The sequence below is a fragment of the Epilithonimonas sp. genome (assembly GCF_032054305.1).
GTDB lineage: Bacteria > Bacteroidota > Bacteroidia > Flavobacteriales > Weeksellaceae > Epilithonimonas.
Window position 1 is genome coordinate 422,137 of sequence record NZ_DAMBSX010000003.1, and the last position, 18,624, is coordinate 440,760.

General features: G+C 35.6%; 19 protein-coding genes. 12 read left to right on the forward strand and 7 right to left on the reverse strand.

Annotated features, from left to right (window positions below):
• Window positions 1-24: 24 nt before the first annotated feature.
• The gene (gene tsf / locus RTX21_RS08745) at window positions 25-852 is read right to left on the reverse strand and encodes a translation elongation factor Ts (RefSeq protein WP_312766895.1); all 828 of its coding nucleotides are present in this window, start codon (window positions 850-852) and stop codon (window positions 25-27) included.
• Between the two features lie 237 nt (window positions 853-1,089).
• Here tsf and RTX21_RS08750 point away from each other — a divergent pair, with 237 nt between their 5' ends.
• From RTX21_RS08750 to RTX21_RS08795, 10 genes are all read left to right on the forward strand, one after another.
• Complete coding sequence (locus RTX21_RS08750; RefSeq protein WP_312766897.1) at window positions 1,090-1,656, forward strand: DUF6759 domain-containing protein; 567 nt, start codon at window positions 1,090-1,092, stop codon at window positions 1,654-1,656.
• A gap of 78 nt (window positions 1,657-1,734) precedes the next feature.
• Window positions 1,735-2,421: a hypothetical protein gene (locus tag RTX21_RS08755; RefSeq protein WP_312766899.1), complete on the forward strand. Its 687-nt coding sequence runs from the start codon at window positions 1,735-1,737 to the stop codon at window positions 2,419-2,421.
• Window positions 2,422-2,493: 72 nt separating this feature from the next.
• Window positions 2,494-3,108 (forward strand): deoxynucleoside kinase, encoded by a 615-nt coding sequence (locus RTX21_RS08760; protein ID WP_312766900.1) that lies wholly within the window; start codon window positions 2,494-2,496, stop codon window positions 3,106-3,108.
• 73 nt (window positions 3,109-3,181) lie between these two features.
• Entirely contained in the window at window positions 3,182-3,532 is a 351-nt protein-coding gene (locus tag RTX21_RS08765) for an ArsC/Spx/MgsR family protein (RefSeq protein ID WP_312766901.1), read from the forward strand.
• 156 nt (window positions 3,533-3,688) lie between these two features.
• Window positions 3,689-3,937 carry a 50S ribosomal protein L28 gene (gene rpmB / locus RTX21_RS08770; RefSeq protein ID WP_027384734.1) on the forward strand — a complete coding sequence of 83 codons (249 nt, stop codon included), beginning with the start codon at window positions 3,689-3,691 and terminating at the stop codon, window positions 3,935-3,937.
• Entirely contained in the window at window positions 3,937-4,119 is a 183-nt protein-coding gene (gene rpmG, locus RTX21_RS08775; protein ID WP_027384735.1) for a 50S ribosomal protein L33, read from the forward strand. Before rpmB ends, rpmG begins: the two co-directional genes overlap by 1 nt.
• Before the next feature lie 19 nt (window positions 4,120-4,138).
• The gene (locus tag RTX21_RS08780) at window positions 4,139-4,294 is read left to right on the forward strand and encodes a DUF4295 family protein (RefSeq protein WP_312766904.1); all 156 of its coding nucleotides are present in this window, start codon (window positions 4,139-4,141) and stop codon (window positions 4,292-4,294) included.
• 125 nt (window positions 4,295-4,419) lie between these two features.
• The gene (ftsY, locus tag RTX21_RS08785) at window positions 4,420-5,373 is read left to right on the forward strand and encodes a signal recognition particle-docking protein FtsY (RefSeq protein WP_312766906.1); all 954 of its coding nucleotides are present in this window, start codon (window positions 4,420-4,422) and stop codon (window positions 5,371-5,373) included.
• A 36-nt stretch (window positions 5,374-5,409) separates the two neighbouring features.
• The gene (locus RTX21_RS08790) at window positions 5,410-5,667 is read left to right on the forward strand and encodes a GlsB/YeaQ/YmgE family stress response membrane protein (RefSeq protein WP_248874318.1); all 258 of its coding nucleotides are present in this window, start codon (window positions 5,410-5,412) and stop codon (window positions 5,665-5,667) included.
• Window positions 5,668-5,786: 119 nt separating this feature from the next.
• Window positions 5,787-8,717: a reprolysin-like metallopeptidase gene (locus tag RTX21_RS08795; protein ID WP_312766909.1), complete on the forward strand. Its 2,931-nt coding sequence runs from the start codon at window positions 5,787-5,789 to the stop codon at window positions 8,715-8,717.
• A 70-nt stretch (window positions 8,718-8,787) separates the two neighbouring features.
• Here RTX21_RS08795 and coaE read toward each other — a convergent pair whose 3' ends face one another.
• The 5 genes from coaE to RTX21_RS08820 all read right to left on the reverse strand — a co-directional run bounded on the left by coaE (window position 8,788) and on the right by RTX21_RS08820 (window position 13,852).
• The gene (coaE, locus tag RTX21_RS08800; protein ID WP_312767017.1) at window positions 8,788-9,369 is read right to left on the reverse strand and encodes a dephospho-CoA kinase; all 582 of its coding nucleotides are present in this window, start codon (window positions 9,367-9,369) and stop codon (window positions 8,788-8,790) included.
• 51 nt (window positions 9,370-9,420) lie between these two features.
• Window positions 9,421-10,287 (reverse strand): MBL fold metallo-hydrolase, encoded by an 867-nt coding sequence (locus RTX21_RS08805; protein WP_312766911.1) that lies wholly within the window; start codon window positions 10,285-10,287, stop codon window positions 9,421-9,423.
• Window positions 10,288-10,540: 253 nt separating this feature from the next.
• Entirely contained in the window at window positions 10,541-11,563 is a 1,023-nt protein-coding gene (ruvB, locus tag RTX21_RS08810; protein WP_312766914.1) for a Holliday junction branch migration DNA helicase RuvB, read from the reverse strand.
• A gap of 80 nt (window positions 11,564-11,643) precedes the next feature.
• Window positions 11,644-13,254, reverse strand: coding sequence for an LIC_10190 family membrane protein (locus tag RTX21_RS08815; protein WP_409414971.1), 1,611 nt, complete (start codon window positions 13,252-13,254; stop codon window positions 11,644-11,646).
• Window positions 13,255-13,315: 61 nt separating this feature from the next.
• Window positions 13,316-13,852: a YMGG-like glycine zipper-containing protein gene (locus tag RTX21_RS08820; RefSeq protein ID WP_312766917.1), complete on the reverse strand. Its 537-nt coding sequence runs from the start codon at window positions 13,850-13,852 to the stop codon at window positions 13,316-13,318.
• A 158-nt stretch (window positions 13,853-14,010) separates the two neighbouring features.
• Between RTX21_RS08820 and RTX21_RS08825 the strand changes: the two genes are divergently transcribed.
• The gene (locus RTX21_RS08825) at window positions 14,011-14,940 is read left to right on the forward strand and encodes a hypothetical protein (protein ID WP_312766920.1); all 930 of its coding nucleotides are present in this window, start codon (window positions 14,011-14,013) and stop codon (window positions 14,938-14,940) included.
• A gap of 240 nt (window positions 14,941-15,180) precedes the next feature.
• Here the strand turns inward: RTX21_RS08825 and RTX21_RS08830 are convergent, their stop codons facing one another.
• Complete coding sequence (locus RTX21_RS08830; RefSeq protein ID WP_312766922.1) at window positions 15,181-16,467, reverse strand: adenylosuccinate synthase; 1,287 nt, start codon at window positions 16,465-16,467, stop codon at window positions 15,181-15,183.
• Window positions 16,468-16,952: 485 nt separating this feature from the next.
• Between RTX21_RS08830 and asnB the strand changes: the two genes are divergently transcribed.
• Entirely contained in the window at window positions 16,953-18,614 is a 1,662-nt protein-coding gene (gene asnB, locus RTX21_RS08835; RefSeq protein ID WP_312766924.1) for an asparagine synthase B, read from the forward strand.
• Window positions 18,615-18,624 lie beyond the last annotated feature (10 nt).

Consider the following 18,624-nt stretch of genomic DNA (forward strand, 5'->3'; position numbering starts at 1 on the left):
TTAACTTTATTTATAAGTCTAAGATTAAGAAAGAGCAACTCTCACAAAACCTGTAACTTTAAGATCTGCGTTCACAGATTTTACATAGTCCGCAACTGATACGCTGGAATCTTTGATGAAATCCTGGTGTACCAAAGTATTGTCTTTGTAGAATCTCTGCATTTTACCTTTCAAAATATTATCGATGATGTTTGCAGGCTTACCTTCTTCAGTCAATTTATGTCTTTCGATCTCCAATTCTTTATCAATCGTTTCCTGAGAAACCGCGTTCTCGTCTAGTGCAATCGGGTTCATTGCGGCAACTTGCATAGAAACAGCTTTTGCAGCTTCATCCGCTCCGTCTACTTTTGCAGAAAGCGAAGTGATTGCAGCAATCTTGTTTCCAGCGTGGATATAAGCTCCCAAGAAAGGACCTTCGATTCTTTCGAAAGCTCCGATCTCGATCTTCTCACCGATGACACCTGTCTGCTCGATCAATTTGTCAGCAACAGTAAGTCCGTGGAAATCTGTAGCTAATAATTCTTCTTTAGTAGCAGCAAAGATTGCCATTTCAGCCAATTCATAAGCCAACTCGATAAAGGCTTCGTTTTTAGCAACGAAATCAGTTTCACAGTTCAAAGAAATAACAACTCCCAAAGTATTATCCTCGTTCACTCTTGCGATAACCGCACCTTCAGAAGAATCTCTGTCCGCTCTGTTAGCAGCTACTTTCTGTCCTTTTTTTCTAAGGATATCAATTGCTTTTTCGAAATCTCCTTCAGCTTCTACTAAAGCTTTTTTGCAGTCCATCATTCCTGCACCTGTCGTGTTTCTTAGTTTTGCTACATCTGCAGCTACTGGTGTATAAGACATAATATTGATTATTTTAATTTTAATTTTTGATTATCCTACTTCATGTTTTTCAGCGTGCAAATATAGTGATTTTTATAAAAAATAATACACCTTGGCATTCATTAGTTAAAAATAAGATACTGGCTGCATTTTTATAAAAACCAATCAAAACAACATATATTTAATCAAAAATATTAATAGATATTACAAGATTTGACCTATTTTTACGTTCTTAATAAAATTAGTCCTTAAAAAATAATGAAGAAGATATTTTTACTTTCATTTTTATTAGTATCAATAAGTATATTTTCCCAAGTAAGTGTTTTTGAAGCAAAAAAGACCACAGACAGAGCGGTTGTGGAAAAATTTATCCGAGACAATCCTAAACATCCTGCTGTTCCGGAACTCCAGAAGAGAGCTCTTTCTTTGAAATATGCCGGCACATCCGTAGTTGCAAAGCCCACCATCACAACCATGACCGAAAACAAGATAGAGAAAACTTCTAAAGTGGGAACGACAGCGGCAAAAGGACAACCATCCGAACAAGCTAAGAATACCGCAGCTGTCCTTACAAGCCTATTCAATAATGACCCTAACAAAAAAGAGGCAATCATTCAAATCGTGAACAAATCAGCTTGTAATCTTGTGGTGAAGATCAGCGGTAAAAAATTCTATAACCTTACAGTCCCTTCCAATGGGCAGAACTATATCCTTGTAGACAAAGGCAATTATAACCTCACCACATCCATATGTGATGCGAGTTATAACCAGAACAAAGCCATCACAAAAGATGTGATCATCACATTGAATGCCGCAAAACAATAACAATTGAGGCTATCAACATTCATACTGTTATTATCCCCTTTATTTTTCTTTTCACAGGATAAAATCAGCTTGGACTCTTTGCAGCTAAAAAACACAAGAGAACTTTTGGGAGATGATTATGGAAACATTTATATATACAAGAATCAGGATTTAAGTTTGACCAAATATGACCCTACAGGCAAGCAACTTGGAAAAGTAATGATGACTTTCCCATACAAAGTCCAAAGTGTTACTAATCCTTTAAATATTGTCGTGTTTTCAGAAAATGCGCAGGAAATCAAATTTCTGGATCAAAACCTGAATGAAATTCAAAAAGTAAATCTCACCAGTAACTTCGGTTTTATTAAAGCCGTTTATTCCGAAGACCTTCAATTTGCCTGGTTGATAGATGACAGCACCAAAACATTGATCCAATACAACTTCAGAAGCAATTCTGTTATTAATTCCTTTCCCTTCAATGTCAACCTGCAGTCGCTCCTGGACTTCCTGGTATATAATAATAAGATATATATTCTAAGAGAAAACACATTTGAAGTTTACAACACAAAAGCGACTTTGCTCTATTCGGAAAACATCAGCAATCCGAAAAAACTACGCCGCACCAATGATGATATTCTGATATTTGAAACCCAAAGCATCAAAAAATTTGACGGAAAATCCCTATCCGAAATTTTCCAAAATCAAAACGCAAAGATTGTGGATAAAAATAACTCCGGATTTTTGGCACTCATAAAAGACAAACTTTATCTTTACAAAAATAATTGATGGTCGATAAATCAAGTTTCGATTTATCAATATTATCATTTATTAATTATAACTCATCAATTATAACGAAGAATGCACATCGCTGTTACTGGAAATATCGGAGCCGGAAAAACTACACTAACCACAATGTTGTCAAAGCATTACAATTGGGAAGCACAATTTGAAGATGTTGATCACAATCCTTATTTGGATGACTTCTATGGTGACATGTCGAAATGGAGTTTTGCTTTGCAGATCTATTTTTTGGGAAGCAGATTCCGACAAGTAAAAGAGATCCGCGAGAGTGGAAAAAATGTGATCCAAGATAGAACAATCTATGAAGACGCACACATTTTTGCAGAAAATCTTGCTGAAATGAATCTCCTTTCTGAACGTGATTTTAACAATTATTTATCAGTTTTCAGATTAATGAAGGACTTTGTTTCGGCACCAGATCTGCTAATCTACCTTCGTGCAGATGTTCCTACTTTGGTGAGACAAATCTCCAAAAGAGGAAGAGAATATGAAGCTGGAATAAGCATAGATTACCTTACAAAACTGAATAACAAATACCAAAATTGGATAGAAAATTACAAAGAAGGAAAACTTCTTGTTATAGATGTGGACAATCTTGATTTTGTAGAAAGACCTGAAGATTTCGGGTATATTCTGGAAAGAATAGATGCAGAACTGAACGGTTTGTTTTAAATTATTTTTGGCAAAATAATTGGACAGATCTAAAAATTAAAAGCACCTAAGTCATAATTAATGCATCACTATTATGATAAAAGTAATTCATAACAACAGCTGTCCGAAATCCAAAGCTATTTTGGAATACCTGGACGAGAATGATATCAAATTCCAGATTATTGACATCAAAAAAGAACCGTTGAGTTTGTTTGAGCTGAGAACTTTGTTCAAGAAACTTAATAAGAACCCGAGCAGAGTATTAAGGCATTCCACAGAACTTTTCAAAAAATATTTTTCGGAATCGGAAACGGTAAATGAAGAACAGGCTTTGAAAGTTATAGCCTTGAATCCTGAATTGATACAATGCCCCATCCTTATAAAAGGCAAAATTGCAATGCCTGGAAATCCTTTGGAGAATGTAAAATTCTTTATAGAGAACTAAATTATTATAAAGCATAAAGGAACGAGCGTGAGATATTAATTATCAAATATTTCACGTTCGTTTTTTATTAATTATTTTAAAAATAATTTGGCTATCTGGAAAATAATCCGTTATTTTGCACTCTCAAATATTCATTAGTCAAAAGAACATCGAGATATGTCAAGAATTTGCCAAATAACAGGTAAGCGTGCAATGGTAGGAAACAATGTTTCTCACGCTAATAACAAAACGAAAAGACGTTTTGAAATTAACTTGCTAGAGAAGAAATTTTATCTTCCTGAGCAAGAAAAATCAGTAACTCTTAAAGTTTCTGCCCACGGACTTAGAGTTATCAACAAGATTGGTATAGAGGAAGCACTTGAAAGAGCTGCTAGAAACGGATTTATTAAAAACACTACTAAGTAATGGCTAAAAAAGGTAACAGAGTTCAGGTGATTCTAGAATGTACTGAGCATAAAGAAAGCGGTGTAGCAGGAATGTCAAGATACATTACTACAAAAAATAAAAAGAACACTACAGAAAGATTGGAACTTAAAAAATTCAATCCGGTTCTTAAGAAATATACTGTTCACAAAGAAATTAAGTAATCTATAAAAATATTTTACAATGGCAAAGAAGGTAGTAGCAACACTTCAAGGTGGAGCTGGTTCAAAAAAAATGACAAAAGTAATCAAAATGGTGAAGTCATCTAAATCAGATGCTTATGTTTTTGAAGAAAAAGTAATGAACGCTGACGAAGTTGAAGGTTATTTGAAAAAATAATACCCAATCGAATACAATATAGAAACTACTCTTTTTAAGGGTAGTTTTTTTGTTATCTTTGTTTTCGATTCAAAATCGAATCTAAAAAATCATTAATCGATTATCATTAATCATTTATATTAAAAATGAGTTGGTTCAAAAAAATATTCAAAAAAGAAGATAAAGAAACGCTGGACAAGGGTTTGGAAAAATCCAGCCAAGGTTTTTTTGATAAAATATCGAGAGCTGTTGTTGGGAAAAGTACCGTAGATGATGAAGTCCTTGATGACCTGGAGGAAGTTCTCATTGCTTCAGATGTTGGTGCAGAAACCACCATCAAGATCATCAAAAAAATAGAAGACCGTGTAGCACGAGACAAATATGTCAATGTAAGCGAGCTGGACGATATTCTTCGAGAAGAAATTTCCGGACTTCTTCTGGAAAACCCCCATTTGGACTCAGACAATATTGACACAAGTAAAAAACCTTACGTCATAATGGTTGTTGGCGTGAATGGTGTCGGAAAAACAACCACTATTGGAAAATTGGCCCATCAATTCAAATCTCAAGGATTGAAAGTCGTTCTTGGTGCAGCCGATACTTTCCGAGCTGCTGCTGTTGATCAATTGGTCATTTGGAGCGAGAGAGTCGGCGTTCCTATTGTAAAACAAGAAATGGGTTCTGACCCGGCTTCTGTCGCTTTTGACACAGTTCAGTCTGCAGTTGCTCAAAATGCAGATGTTGTAATTATAGATACAGCTGGCAGACTGCATAACAAAGTGAATCTCATGAACGAATTGTCCAAGATAAAACGTGTCATGCAAAAGGTGATTCCTGATGCTCCACACGAAGTTTTATTAGTTTTAGATGGTTCTACTGGACAAAACGCATTTGAACAGGCAAAACAATTCACCGCAGCTACAGAAGTAACAGCCTTAGCGGTCACAAAATTAGATGGGACAGCAAAAGGAGGTGTCGTAATTGGTATTTCCGATCAATTTCAAATTCCTGTGAAATATATAGGTGTAGGAGAAAAAATCCAAGATCTTCAGATTTTTAATGGTATGGAATTTGTAAATTCATTCTTCAAGAAGAGATAACAAAATCACTTAATATTAACATTAAAAAATCAAACTATGGGTATTTTAACTTGGATCATCTTCGGGCTTATCGCCGGAGCAATCGCAAAAGCCATCCATCCTGGAAACGATCCCGGAGGTTGGGTTGTAACAATCATCATTGGAATTATAGGTTCATTTCTTGGTGGAGCAATTGGAACATATGTGCTAGGTTGGGGCGATGTGGATTCTTTCTGGAGTCCAAGAAGTTGGCTTTTAGCAATTGGTGGATCTGTTCTGCTCCTATTCCTTTATAGGATGGTAACCAAAAAATAAGTGAATATCATTCATTAAAATTTAAAAAAAATAGTAAAAACGCATCAGAATTACTGATGCGTTTTTGTTTTGACAAGAAAAGCACATATATTTGAATTAAAATTAAATTAAATTAAAGTATGAAGAAAATCTTTACTACTCTTTTTTCTTTGGGAATGATAACGGCTGCATACACACAATGGAGTCCGACATCTATGAAAGGAGAAAAGTTACGCGAAACAAAAACTACTAATTATTATGCATTGGACATCGATGCTATTAGATCACAATTGGCAAATGCCCAAGAGACAGGAAAAAACAGCAAAGCAATCATTATCAATTTGCCAACTCTGGAAGGTAAGATAGAAAAATTTGCAGTCTATAGTTTACCTGTAGTTGAAAAATCTATGGCCGATCGTTATCAACTAGGATCCTATACGGGGGTAAAGGTAGATGACCCGACAGTTTATGTGAGATTCAGTATTTCTCCATATGATTTCCAATCCATGATGTTCAGAAATGGGCAATATGAGTTTATTGAACCACAGAACAAAGACAAATCCGTTTATGGTGTTTTCCCAAAGACCAATAAAAGGTCCGAAGGTAAAGCTTTTGAATGTACTACATCTGAGTCACTATTAAGTAAAAGACAAATGGAAAATCTGTCTAACTCCACAGATTTCACACATGATAACACCAATTTTAATAGGGCTAGCGATAAAAAATACAGAATTTACAGATTAGCAATTTCCGTAACAGGAGAATATACCACATATTTTGGTGGTGTTCCTCAGGCCGCAGCTGCCATCAATGCTACAATGACCAGAGTGAATGGTGTTTTTGAGAAAGATTTTGCCATTCATATGAATGTACAGGATTTTCCTCAATTGATTTACACCAATGCAGCTACCGATCCATACTCCAATGCTTCTACAGGTGCAGCTGGAGCTTGGAATCTTGAAATCCAACAAACATTAACTTCGGTTATCGGTAATGCGGCTTACGATATAGGACATCTATTCGGACGTTCGGGAGGCGGTGGAAGTGCAGGAGATATCGGAAATGTTTGCCGAAATCCTTCTAGCAATTCTGATGAGGAAGCTAAAGGGTCGGCTTTCACATCTCCGGGATCAGGTGGACCAGAAGGAGATAATTTTGATATAGATTATGTGGCTCACGAAATGGGGCATCAGTTTGGAGCTGACCATACATTCTCACATGGTATCCAGTCTGCACCTTATAATACTGCCCACATGGAGCCAGGTTCCGGTTCTACGATTATGGGATACGCAGGGATTACAAGTGCAGATGTACAGGCTCATTCCGATGCATATTTCCATGTTAGAAGCATAGAGCAAGTTCAAACTTATGTCAATACTCAAAGCTGTGATGTTAATACTACTATAACCAATAACCCTCCGGTTCTTGCTACTTTAGTAAATAAAACGATCCCAAAAGGAACAGCATTTGTATTGACGGCTTCTGCTACAGATGCCGAAAGCGACCCACTGACTTACACTTGGGAAGAATATGATAGAGCGACAAGTGCAATAACAACCGTTACAGGCAACAATACAGCAGGTCCAAAATTCAGATCTCTGACAGGCTCTGCCCTACCTTATAGATATTTCCCTAAACTAAGCAATGTTTTAAATGGTACTTTGTCTAGTGCTACAGACTGGGAAGCTGTATCGAATGTCGCGAGAACAATGAACTTCCGCGTAACAGTAAGAGACAACAATGCTGACATAACTCAGCAGCAGACTCAAATTGGAGCTCAAACAATTACAGTGGGAAGCGATGGCCCTTTCAAGGTAAACACGACAAAAGTCTATAATAATGCACCATCTACCTTTACATGGGATGTAGTAAATACCAATACTGCACCATATAGTGTATCGAACGTTAAGATAGATTATACTACAAACAACGGTACCACTTGGACAGATTTAATAGCATCAACTGCGAATGACGGATCAGAAGCATTAAGCTTCTCCAATATTCCTACAGACACACAAATCATTGTTAGAGTATCTGCAATTGACAATGTGTTCTACGCTGTTGGAAAAGTGAATGTATCAGCGATGGTCAATTGTGATGGTACAGCGCCTGCAGGAGTTGCCGTGTCTAATATTACACAGACTGGTGCAAAAGTAGACTGGGATGCTATTGCAAATGCAACTTATTCATTAAGATACAAAAAGACCACAGATGCAAGCTGGACTGTTGTAAATGGTATCACAGCCAATACTTATACTCTTACTCAATTAGAAGAAGACACAGAATACAATGTAGAAGTTGCATCTATCTGTAGTGGAACCACCGGAACTTATTCCAGTAAAACGTTCAGAACCTCAGGTTTGACTTATTGCTCTGTTACTTCTTCTGACTCTTCTGATGAATACATATCCAAAGTAGTAGTAACTCCTGCTAACGGTGGTTCAGTTATGACAAGTAATTCCGGAGCGGGTTATTATACTAACTATGGATCAGATAATACTAGATTGATTCAGTTGGTTAAAGGTTCTACTGGAAACACAGTTGCAGTAACAAAAGCCTGGACAGGAACCACTTATAGCGAAGCAGTTGCTGTTTGGATCGATTTCAACAGAAATGGAACCTACGAAGATTCTGAAAAAATAATGACAAGTGCTGCCAGTACAACAGCAACCGTTACAGCTACTTTCGCAGTCCCTTCTACTGCATATACTGGAGACAAAACTGTGGGAATGAGAGTTATCATGAGATATAGCACAGCACCAACCGGACCTTGTGCATCTTTCACTTATGGCGAAGTCGAAGATTATGCCGTTAAGATTTCAGAAACGCTTGCTGTAACAGATATTAAGAAAAACAACATCAGCGTTTATCCAAACCCAGCAACTGATGTAATTAATATCTCTAATGTTTCTTCTAAAACTAAATTCGAGATCTACTCTGTAGGCGGACAATTAGTAAACCAAGGAACTACGGACGGAAAAGTAAATGTTTCTAAATTGACAAAAGGCGTTTACATCTTATCATTAGAATCTAACGGAGAGAAATCTCAAACCAAATTCATCAAGAATTAATCATTAATTCTATACATAGAAAACCCCGAATAATATTCGGGGTTTTTATTTTTTATGTGATAAATTAATTTTAATTAAGTTCATCAATAACAGCTTCTGTTGCAACTTGTAAACTTTCGAAATCAGAATTATTATAGATGATATAATCAGCCAATTTACATTTCTCTTTTTCAGGCATTTGCTTCTGTATAATGGCTTCCACTTCACGATAAGTTTTATTATCCCTATCCATCGTTCTTTTGATTCTGAGATTATCATCCGCTGTAATCAAAAGCGATTTGTAACATTGTTGGTTCAATTTAAGTTCGAAAAGAAGAGCCGTTTCTTTAAAAACAAATTCAGAATCCTGGGAAGCTACCCACTTTTCAAAATCTATTCTTACTGCAGGATGAATCAAATGGTTTAATTGTTCCAACAAGTTGGAATTATTAAAAACTTTATCCGCAACAAATTTCCTATTATAGATGCCATCAGAATAAGCTGTTTTTCCTAACAATTCTATGATTTTCTCTTTCAGAACAGGATCTTTGTTGACAATATTCTTCGCTTCATCATCAGAATAATATACAGGAAAACCTTTTTCCTCCAAAATCTTTGCAACTGATGTTTTTCCAGAACCAATTCCGCCCGTTAATCCAATTATCTTGGGTATGGGAATATCTTCGTCTTGAGTTAAGATCGTATCTTTTGTATCCATAATTTATTAATATCCAAAAACTTCATTAAAACTAAATGTCTGATTAAGTTTCACACCTTTTTCAGTCATTTTAAGGCTTGCCAGTTCATTGTGTGCATCATGTTCAAAGAATAAAAGATATTCGTTGTCCACACATTGCTTCAGGAACTTTCCTTTTTCTTCCATCGTCAGCAATGGTCGTGTATCATAACCCATAACATAAACTTGCGGAGTATGGCCAGCGGTAGGAATCAGATCAGCTGCGAAAACGATTGTTTTTTCCTGATACTGAAGAACAGGAAGCATTTGTTTTTCCGTATGACCATCGACAAAAATAACATCCATTTTCAGATCGGGAGCAAATCCATAATTTCCGGTAGTTGGCAACGGCAGAAAATTGAGCTGCCCGCTTTCTTCCAATGGAAAAATATTTTCTTTCAGGAAGCTGGCTTTTTCTCTCGGATTGGGTTCTGTCGCCCATTTCCAATGATTTTCGTTGGTCCAGAAATTTGCGTTTTTGAAAGCAGGCCTATAACCAGACCTGTCATCATTCCACTCTACGGCACCACCACAATGGTCAAAATGGAGATGTGTCAAAAAAACATCCGTAATATCTTCTCTAACGAAACCATATCTTTTCAAGTTTTTATCTAAGGAATCATCTCCCCAAAGCGAGTAATGTCCGAAGAATTTTTCATCTTGTTTGTCTCCAAGGCCACAATCGATCAGGATCAATTTTTTCCCGTCCTCTACCAAAAGAGAACGCATTCCTAATTCAATGAGATTTTTTTCATCAGCCGGATTTGTTTTTTCCCAAAGCGTTTTTGGAACAACACCAAACATTGCACCACCATCTAATTTGAATTTTCCACATTGGATCGGATAGAGTTTCATATGTAGCTATTTATGATTTTTATTTGCCATATGGAATCACCAAGACTTCGTCAAATCTTATCTCAGGAGGTGATTTCATAAGAATTTTTGTTTTTTACTAATATAGTAAATTATACTGAATTATAAACATCGAATTGCAACAGCCCGACCTGAGTGGACTCTTCGAGAACCTCAGAGTGACAAAGCGGGAACGGAGGGTTGATCAAGCTGCCCAAAATCGAAAAAAGTATTTCGGCGTAGTCAATAAGTGTATTTAGAAGAGTTCTCCCGGATTTTTCGGTCTTGTAATTTTCAAATGTTTGTAAGCTTTGTCGGTCACTTCTCTTCCACGTGGCGTACGGATAATGAAACCTTCCTGGATCAGAAATGGTTCATAAACCTCTTCCAAAGTCTCCGGGTTTTCCCCGATAGAAGTTGCCAGTGCAGAAATTCCGACTGGTTTTCCCCGGAAATTCTCTATCATGACACGCATGATCTTATTATCCATATCATCCAATCCAAACTCATCGACATTAAGGGAATTCAGTGCAAATTTTGTGATATTGATCTCAATCTCTCCATTCCCTTTGATTTCGGCAAAATCTCGAACTCTCCTCAACAATGCATTTGCAATTCTGGGTGTTCCCCGGCTTCTTCTTGCGATTTCGAGTGCCGCATCCTCGTAGATTTTCACACCCAAAACACGTGCACTTCTCTCGATGATCATCCCCAGAAGTTCGATAGTGTAGTATTCTAATCGGCTTTGGATCCCAAATCTTGCGAGCATCGGCTTTGTGAGCATTCCGCTTCGTGTAGTTGCTCCAATCAGTGTAAAAGGATTGAGTCCGATTTGTACAGAACGTGCATTGGGACCAGTTTCCAGCATGATATCGATTTTGTAATCTTCCATCGCAGAATACAGATATTCCTCTACAATCGGTGACAAACGATGGATTTCATCAATAAAAAGAACATCATTTTCTTCAAGGTTCGTCAATAATCCAGCTAAACTTCCAGGTTTATCCAAAACAGGGCCTGAGGTAATTTTACAATTTACGCCTAATTCATTAGCAATGATATGTGACAAAGTAGTTTTTCCTAATCCCGGAGGGCCATGCAAAAGAACGTGATCCAGAGCATGACCTCGATTTTTAGCCGCAGCTACGAAAACTTCCAGATTGTCCAATGTTTTTCTTTGTCCTGCAAAATCCCTGAAACTCTGCGGACGGATCTTCTCTTCCTGAATCAAATCGTCGTCAGAAAAATTCTCTTTATCAGGATGTAAAAAATCTGGCATTGTTTATTAATTAATAATTATAAATGAAGATTAAACCAGAAAGTGAATTTGATTTAATGGTATTCAAAGATAGAGAAATTTTAAGGGATTTTTGATTTGGATCTTTCTAAATCATCAATGATCTCCTGGAGTTCGATTTTCTCTTTTTTGGATAATTTTTTCTGAATAAATCCATTATCTGATACTTGAGGAAAAATATTATAATATTGATAGGTGTGCAGCCAATAAAGAGACAATGTAGGAAATTGAGTTTTATCAATCAATCCTTTTGTGGCATTAAATTTTAAATTTCCAAGCTGATAAGATCTAGGATTTTCTGATTTGAATTCAGTAGGTTTTATCATTTGTGACATTTGAAAACCTGACATCCATTTTCCCATATGGGATTTTCCTTTTACGAAACCAGGAAAGGTAAAAATAACCCCAATCAAAACTGAAAAAACAATCGATATGAAAATAACTCTCACTTCAGAAATATTTTTGAAAACGATAAATAAGGTAATCAAGTAAACATCTATAAAAAATCGATATTGCGCTGAAAATATGACAATTAAAATAAACTTGATTAAAATACCGATAAAAATCAAAGTATAAAATCTATCTCGTTTTTTAAGGGCTAAAAATCCTAAAATCAGAACACTTAATACAATTCCAAGATTAAGGATTGATTTGAAGCCAATTGTAAACCAATGATAAATCCTTTCCCAGAAATTAAAATCGAAAATCTGCTGATAAGAATAATGCATGTCATAAGATTTCATTGATCCTATCTGAGACGAATAGTTCAGAATCTCTTGGCTTGGCCTCCATGGTAAATTAAAATCAATTGCTGAAACCGGGAAAACCGGGAATCCGAAAAGCCAGATATTTTTCAAAGTGAATAAAATCCCAAAAGCCAAAACTGGGATCAGAATTTGAAATTTGAAATTTCTTTGACAGATGTATTCCAAAATAATAAGTAGTGGTAGCCAAAACATGATTGGTTTTATACAAAACGCAAACATTGAAAGGTATAAGAGTAATTTCCTGTCAGTATTATTTAATAATTCACTTAGAACAATCAGAGCAATTACAAATGCCGGTAAATCCGGACTTGGCTGTTGAATGAATAAAAGAAAAAACGGGATGAAAATCAATAATATCCATTGTCTTCTTTCATAAATATAAATCAAAAACAGAACTAATATATAAGAATTTATTCTCATGAATTCATCCAAAATATTTGAAAATCCAGCTTGATAAATATGCCAAAAAGAGGTTTGCCCCAATAATAGATCCAGATTTGAAATTCCCTTTACAAAACCAACTTCTTTAAGAAATGTTATAGTTGGAGTATAATAGCTGTAATGGTCATATAAATAAGGAGAAAAAGCTCCAACAAAAAAAATTAGAACAACCAAAAAACAAAACCAAACGTTGAGATTTTTTCTAAAATCGAGATATGCAAAGTCTTTCTTTTTTAATAAAAAGAGAAATCCTATCAATCCAAGAATCAGAAAAAAAGATTCAACAAAAATATTGAGTGGAGAAAAAAATGCAGTTATGGTTTGGAAAAATGTAATGCTCAGAATTCCTAAAAAGGAGGTCATAACAAAACTCTGACTTTCGGTTTTTAGAAAATTTTTGACAATTAACCCCATTCCGAAATTAACCATCAATAAACTTATTATAGATATGAAAAGTAAAAGCATAAAAAAGATTGCTTACCAAAAATAAGCAATCTTTCCGTGTTAAAATATATATGAAGAAAATTTACTTCTGTACTCTACCCGATTTTCTGTCCTCTGCCCGTCCTATCGTGTAACCCGTTGCACCACCTGCAACACCTCCGATGACTGCTCCAAGACCTGGATTCTTTTTGGAGATAATAGCTCCGGCTGCGGCTCCACCAACTGTACCAATAACTGTGCCTTTTGCTGCACTACTCCAGCCTTTTTTCTGAGTCGTTCCGGTCGTAGCAGCCGTGTTTGAGCTGCTAGAAGCTGAAGACGAGTTATTTGCAACGCTTCCTGAAGAAGAACTTCTTACAGTTCTTTTTCTGGCAACACGATTAGCCTCAGCTTTTCTTTCTTGCTCTTTCTCTACTTCAACTTTGTTGAGACTATCTTTCTGTCTTTCAAAATTGATCTTCTCTTTTTCAATAGCAAGCTTTTGTTTTTCTATATCAATCTGTCTCGCTTGATAATCCAGTTTTTGTTGTTCCAAAGAAGCTGTTTGTAGCTTTTCGTCTTTATTGCAAGATGACAACAATAAAACTATACTTGCTCCTGTTAAAAATAAATTTTTCATAACCTTTTATTTTTTCACAAAATGTGAATTACAATTAATTCATTTTCAATTATGATACCAAAATGGAAATCATCGCTCAAATCAAGTTTAGATAATTAATATCGTGTATCGATTTATTGAATTTTCTATTTACTTTTGAATAACACAAATAATCATTCATGAGCTATATAGCTACCGTATTGGCTAAAAAAAGAGACCTTGCAAAAAATGAAATGGAATATGAGAAAAGCATCTTGTTTGATGTTTATACTTTGACTCTTGTATTATTATTGGCTTGCAACATAGTATTAAATCTTATTCTTAAACAGTATGAAAGTCTTTTAATTTTCACAATAGCTGCCCTATTTATGTTGGTGACATTATTTTTTCCTGACAGAATTAGATTTAATAGCAATCTGCTTTTTCTACTTTTTTTCTCTTTAGGTTTTTTTATTTTCTATTTTGATACGATTTCTGGTGAAGGCTGCATGAATTATCTCTCGTATGTATCTCTTACAATAGCTTTGTCGTTTTTCTTTGACCACATCAGAGACAGATGGTTCATATTTTTTTTGGTCGCTTCTTATCTTATTTGGTTTTTGATCAATGCTGGAACCAATTATTATTTAAGTCAATTTTTCAGTGTAGATCTTACCTTAAAACAACAATGGTATGTAAGAATCTATAAAATCTTCGAAATATCCTTTTGTACATTTATCGGGATGTATTTTATATATCGTAAAGAACGTATTTTAGTAAAATACTATGTAGAAAAAGAAAGATTAAATAACATTATTCAGAAAACTGACAAAATTAATTTTTCGGGCGAATTATATGATTTTGCAATGAGCAAGAATTCTCTATTCATCACTTATTTCAAATCTCAATTTCCAGATTTTTTTGACAAGATCTTAGCAGCTTCCCCAAATCTTATTTCTACCGAATTGGAAGTATGCGCCTTGCTCAAACTCAACCTTAGTACCAAAGAAATTGCGACAGCCACCAATTCTACAATCCGGGCGATCGAAAATAAGAAGTATAGAATCCGTAGAAAGTTCAATTTGCCCTCAGAAAATGATATAAATCTTTATATCATCAATAATTTCTAAAATTTTATTTTACAAATAAGAATCATTGATTTTCAATATAATAAATCGCATATCAACAATTCAAAATTGTATGAGTATAAGTAAGTAAACAGATAAATAGATGATTTCTTTTACCACATTTTGAGAATTAATATTATTGTATCCTCAAACAGGGCAATACGAACACAAAAGATTTTTCTAAACACAAATGAAAAAACCGGAACTTAGGTTCCGGTTTTTTGTTTCTATCTGATTAAAAATTTAGAATAATTCTTTTCTAATAATATTCTGGGAACGTTCAGGTCCTACAGAAACCAAATAAACATTAATACCCAAATGCTCTTCTATAAACTCAATATATTTTTTTGCATTTGCTGGGAGCTCATCATAAGTTCTGGCATTGGTAATATCCTCATTCCAACCTTCCAGCTCCTCATAGATTGGTTCGTAATTATATAATTTGGTTGTAGATGAAGTGAAATAATCGATGATCTTTCCATCCTCAGTCTTATATTTCGTGGCGATTTTCAAAGGATGTATACCTGTAAGAACATCTAGTTTGGTAATTACTAGATTATTAATCCCATTGATCATGCAAGCGTGCTTAAGAGAAACCAGATCCAACCAACCGGTTCTTCTTGGCCTTCCTGTAGTAGCTCCGAACTCGAAACCAATTTGTCTGATCTTTTCTCCTAATTCATTATCCAATTCTGATGGAAAAGGACCATTTCCGACTCTTGTAGTATAAGCTTTTGCAACACCTATAAGATTTTTCAAAGCCGTTGGAGGGACCCCGGCTCCGGTACAAACACCACCAGTGGAAGGCGAAGAAGATGTCACATAAGGATAAGTTCCAAAATCGATGTCCAGCATCAATGCCTGAGCTCCTTCGAACAAAATATTTTTTCCTTCGTTGATCGCTTCATTGATCTCTAGCTCTGTATCAACAATTCTGTCTTTCAATCTTTCACCCAAGGCTAAAAACTCCTGATAAATTTCCTCAACATCCAAACTCGGCTTCTCAAAATATTTCTCAAAAAGAGAATTTTTTACTTTTAAATTTTTCTCAATTTTTTCTCTAAGAACTTCAGGATTAAGAAGGTCGATCATCCGAATACCCACTCTTGCAATCTTGTCCTCATAACATGGTCCGATTCCTTTTTTGGTCGTACCAATTTGGGTTCCGCCTTGTTCTTCTTCTCTGTAAGTATCAAGTAAAATATGGTAAGGCATTATCACATGGGAACGTCTGCTAATGAAAACGTGATCGGTTTTCAGCCCTTTACTCTCGATCTGCTCGATCTCTTTGATAAAAGCTTTTGGGTTTACTACAACACCATTGGCAATGATGCATTTACCTTTACACTGCAAAACACCGGAAGGTAAAAGATGCAATACAAATTTTTCATCCCCAACATATACTGTATGACCAGCATTATCGCCTCCTTGAAAACGTACTACATAATCGGATTTTGCAGATAAAACATCTGTAATTTTACCTTTTCCTTCGTCCCCATATTGAAGACCTACAACTACGTAAGTTGACATATTTTTTTACTTTTTTTAGATTATTTGCAAAGTTATACTATAAATGTGGCTTAGCAAAATCATACAAAATAAAAAACCCTCTTACTATGAATAAGAGGGCAAAAACACAAATGATGAAAAAAAATCATAAATGCAATTTGAAATGCTCCGGAGACCATTTCGCATTTACAATACAATTTTCGTTGCAAAAATCGTACAAATTTTCTAATCTACCACAAAAAATCAGACTTAATTTTAAAAAAACAAATAATTGTTTAAAAAATATAGTGAAATAATTTATACTCTATCCATTTTTATTAGAAAACATCATCATTAAATAAAAAATCAATAATATCTATCATTTTCCAGTAATAAACAGAAAATATTTAACCAAAAAAATAAAATAAATTAAATTTTAAACGAAAAATAAAAAAATAATTTTATTTATGAATTGGTAAATATATTTTTGCCATATAATTTTAATCAAAACAGAAAATAAATAAAAAATGTGTGGAATTGTATGTGTGTTTGACACCAAACAAAAAAATGAAGTAATAAGACCTCAGATATTGGAAATGTCTAAGAAAATCAGACATCGCGGTCCGGACTGGTCGGGAATCTATCAACACGACAATGTTATCTTTTCCCACGAAAGATTGGCTATCGTAGATCCAACATCTGGTAAACAACCACTATTTACAAAGGACGGAAAAGTAGCTTTGGCCGTAAACGGAGAAATATACAACCATCAGGAATTACGACTTGAATTTCCAGATTATGAGTTTCTGACCCAATCTGATTGCGAGGTAATTTTGGCCTTATACAAAAGAGATGGGAAAAACTTTCTTGAGAAACTAAATGGAATCTTCGCATTTGCATTATATGATGAAGAAAATGATGCCTATTTAATAGGAAGGGACCACATGGGAATCGTTCCATTGTATATGGGTTGGGATAAAAACGGAAGCTTTTATGTTGCATCTGAGCTAAAATCGCTTGAAGGCGTTTGTAACAAGATCGAAGAATTTTTACCCGGTCATTTTATTTATAGCAAAGATGGACAAGAGCTACAGCAATGGTACAAAAGAGACTGGACAGAGTTCGAAAATGTAAAAGATAACGAAACGGATATCGCTGCCATCAGAAAAGGCCTGGAAGAAGCCGTACACAGACAATTGATGAGTGATGTCCCTTATGGTGTACTACTTTCCGGCGGATTGGATTCTTCCATCATTGCTGCTGTAACCGCCAAATTTGCAAGACAAAGAATAGAAAGTGGCGATACACAGGAAGCCTGGTATCCAAGACTACACAGTTTTGCTGTTGGATTGGAAGGTTCCCCTGATTTGGCAGCGGCCAGGAAAGCAGCGGACCATATCGGTTCCGTACATCACGAGATCAAATATACAGTCCAGGAAGGTCTGGATGCTATCAAAGATGTGATCTATCACTTGGAGACCTATGATGTGACCACGATCAGAGCTTCTACACCCATGTATCTTTTAGCCAGAGTGATCAAATCTATGGGAATCAAAATGGTTCTCTCGGGAGAAGGTTCAGATGAATTGTTAGGTGGTTATCTGTATTTTCACAAAGCACCATCTGCTCAGGCTTTTCATGAAGAAACAGTGAGAAAATTGGGCAAACTCCATCTTTATGATTGCCTGAGAGCCAACAAATCTTTGATGGCCTGGGGAATAGAAGGCAGAGTCCCTTTCCTTGACAAAGAATTCATGGATGTGGCAATGACCATCAATCCAAAAGATAAAATGGTAACTCCTGAAAGAATGGAAAAATGGGTCCTTAGAAAAGCCTTTGAAGATATCCTTCCGGAAAGCATCGCCTGGAGGCAGAAAGAACAGTTCAGTGATGGTGTTGGCTATTCTTGGATCGATACTTTGAAGCAAGTTGCCGAGGACGAAGTAACAGACGAAATGATGGCCAATGCAAAGTTCAGATTCCCGATCAACGTGCCGATGAGCAAAGAAGAATACAGATACAGAACCATCTTTGAAAGTCATTTCCCGAGTGATTCTGCAGCAAGCTGTGTTCCTTCTGTCCCATCTGTGGCTTGTTCTACACCAGTCGCCCTAGAATGGGATGAAGCTTTCAAAAAAATGAACGACCCGAGCGGACGTGCTGTGAAAGTTCACGAGACGGCTTATTAATAAATTTATT

Coding starts and splice junctions, on each gene's coding strand:
- tsf (WP_312766895.1), bottom strand. CDS start 852: ATGTCTTATACACCAGTAGCTGCAGATGTAGCAAAACTAAGAAACACG.
- RTX21_RS08790 (WP_248874318.1), top strand. CDS start 5,410: ATGGGTATTTTAACTTGGATCATCTTCGGGCTTATCGCCGGAGCAATC.
- RTX21_RS08780 (WP_312766904.1), top strand. CDS start 4,139: ATGGCAAAGAAGGTAGTAGCAACACTTCAAGGTGGAGCTGGTTCAAAA.
- RTX21_RS08825 (WP_312766920.1), top strand. CDS start 14,011: ATGAGCTATATAGCTACCGTATTGGCTAAAAAAAGAGACCTTGCAAAA.
- RTX21_RS08750 (WP_312766897.1), top strand. CDS start 1,090: ATGAAGAAGATATTTTTACTTTCATTTTTATTAGTATCAATAAGTATA.
- RTX21_RS08830 (WP_312766922.1), bottom strand. CDS start 16,467: ATGTCAACTTACGTAGTTGTAGGTCTTCAATATGGGGACGAAGGAAAA.
- rpmG (WP_027384735.1), top strand. CDS start 3,937: ATGGCTAAAAAAGGTAACAGAGTTCAGGTGATTCTAGAATGTACTGAG.
- RTX21_RS08805 (WP_312766911.1), bottom strand. CDS start 10,287: ATGAAACTCTATCCGATCCAATGTGGAAAATTCAAATTAGATGGTGGT.
- RTX21_RS08765 (WP_312766901.1), top strand. CDS start 3,182: ATGATAAAAGTAATTCATAACAACAGCTGTCCGAAATCCAAAGCTATT.
- RTX21_RS08815 (WP_409414971.1), bottom strand. CDS start 13,254: ATGCTTTTACTTTTCATATCTATAATAAGTTTATTGATGGTTAATTTC.
- ruvB (WP_312766914.1), bottom strand. CDS start 11,563: ATGCCAGATTTTTTACATCCTGATAAAGAGAATTTTTCTGACGACGAT.
- asnB (WP_312766924.1), top strand. CDS start 16,953: ATGTGTGGAATTGTATGTGTGTTTGACACCAAACAAAAAAATGAAGTA.
- RTX21_RS08820 (WP_312766917.1), bottom strand. CDS start 13,852: ATGAAAAATTTATTTTTAACAGGAGCAAGTATAGTTTTATTGTTGTCA.
- RTX21_RS08760 (WP_312766900.1), top strand. CDS start 2,494: ATGCACATCGCTGTTACTGGAAATATCGGAGCCGGAAAAACTACACTA.
- RTX21_RS08795 (WP_312766909.1), top strand. CDS start 5,787: ATGAAGAAAATCTTTACTACTCTTTTTTCTTTGGGAATGATAACGGCT.
- rpmB (WP_027384734.1), top strand. CDS start 3,689: ATGTCAAGAATTTGCCAAATAACAGGTAAGCGTGCAATGGTAGGAAAC.
- ftsY (WP_312766906.1), top strand. CDS start 4,420: ATGAGTTGGTTCAAAAAAATATTCAAAAAAGAAGATAAAGAAACGCTG.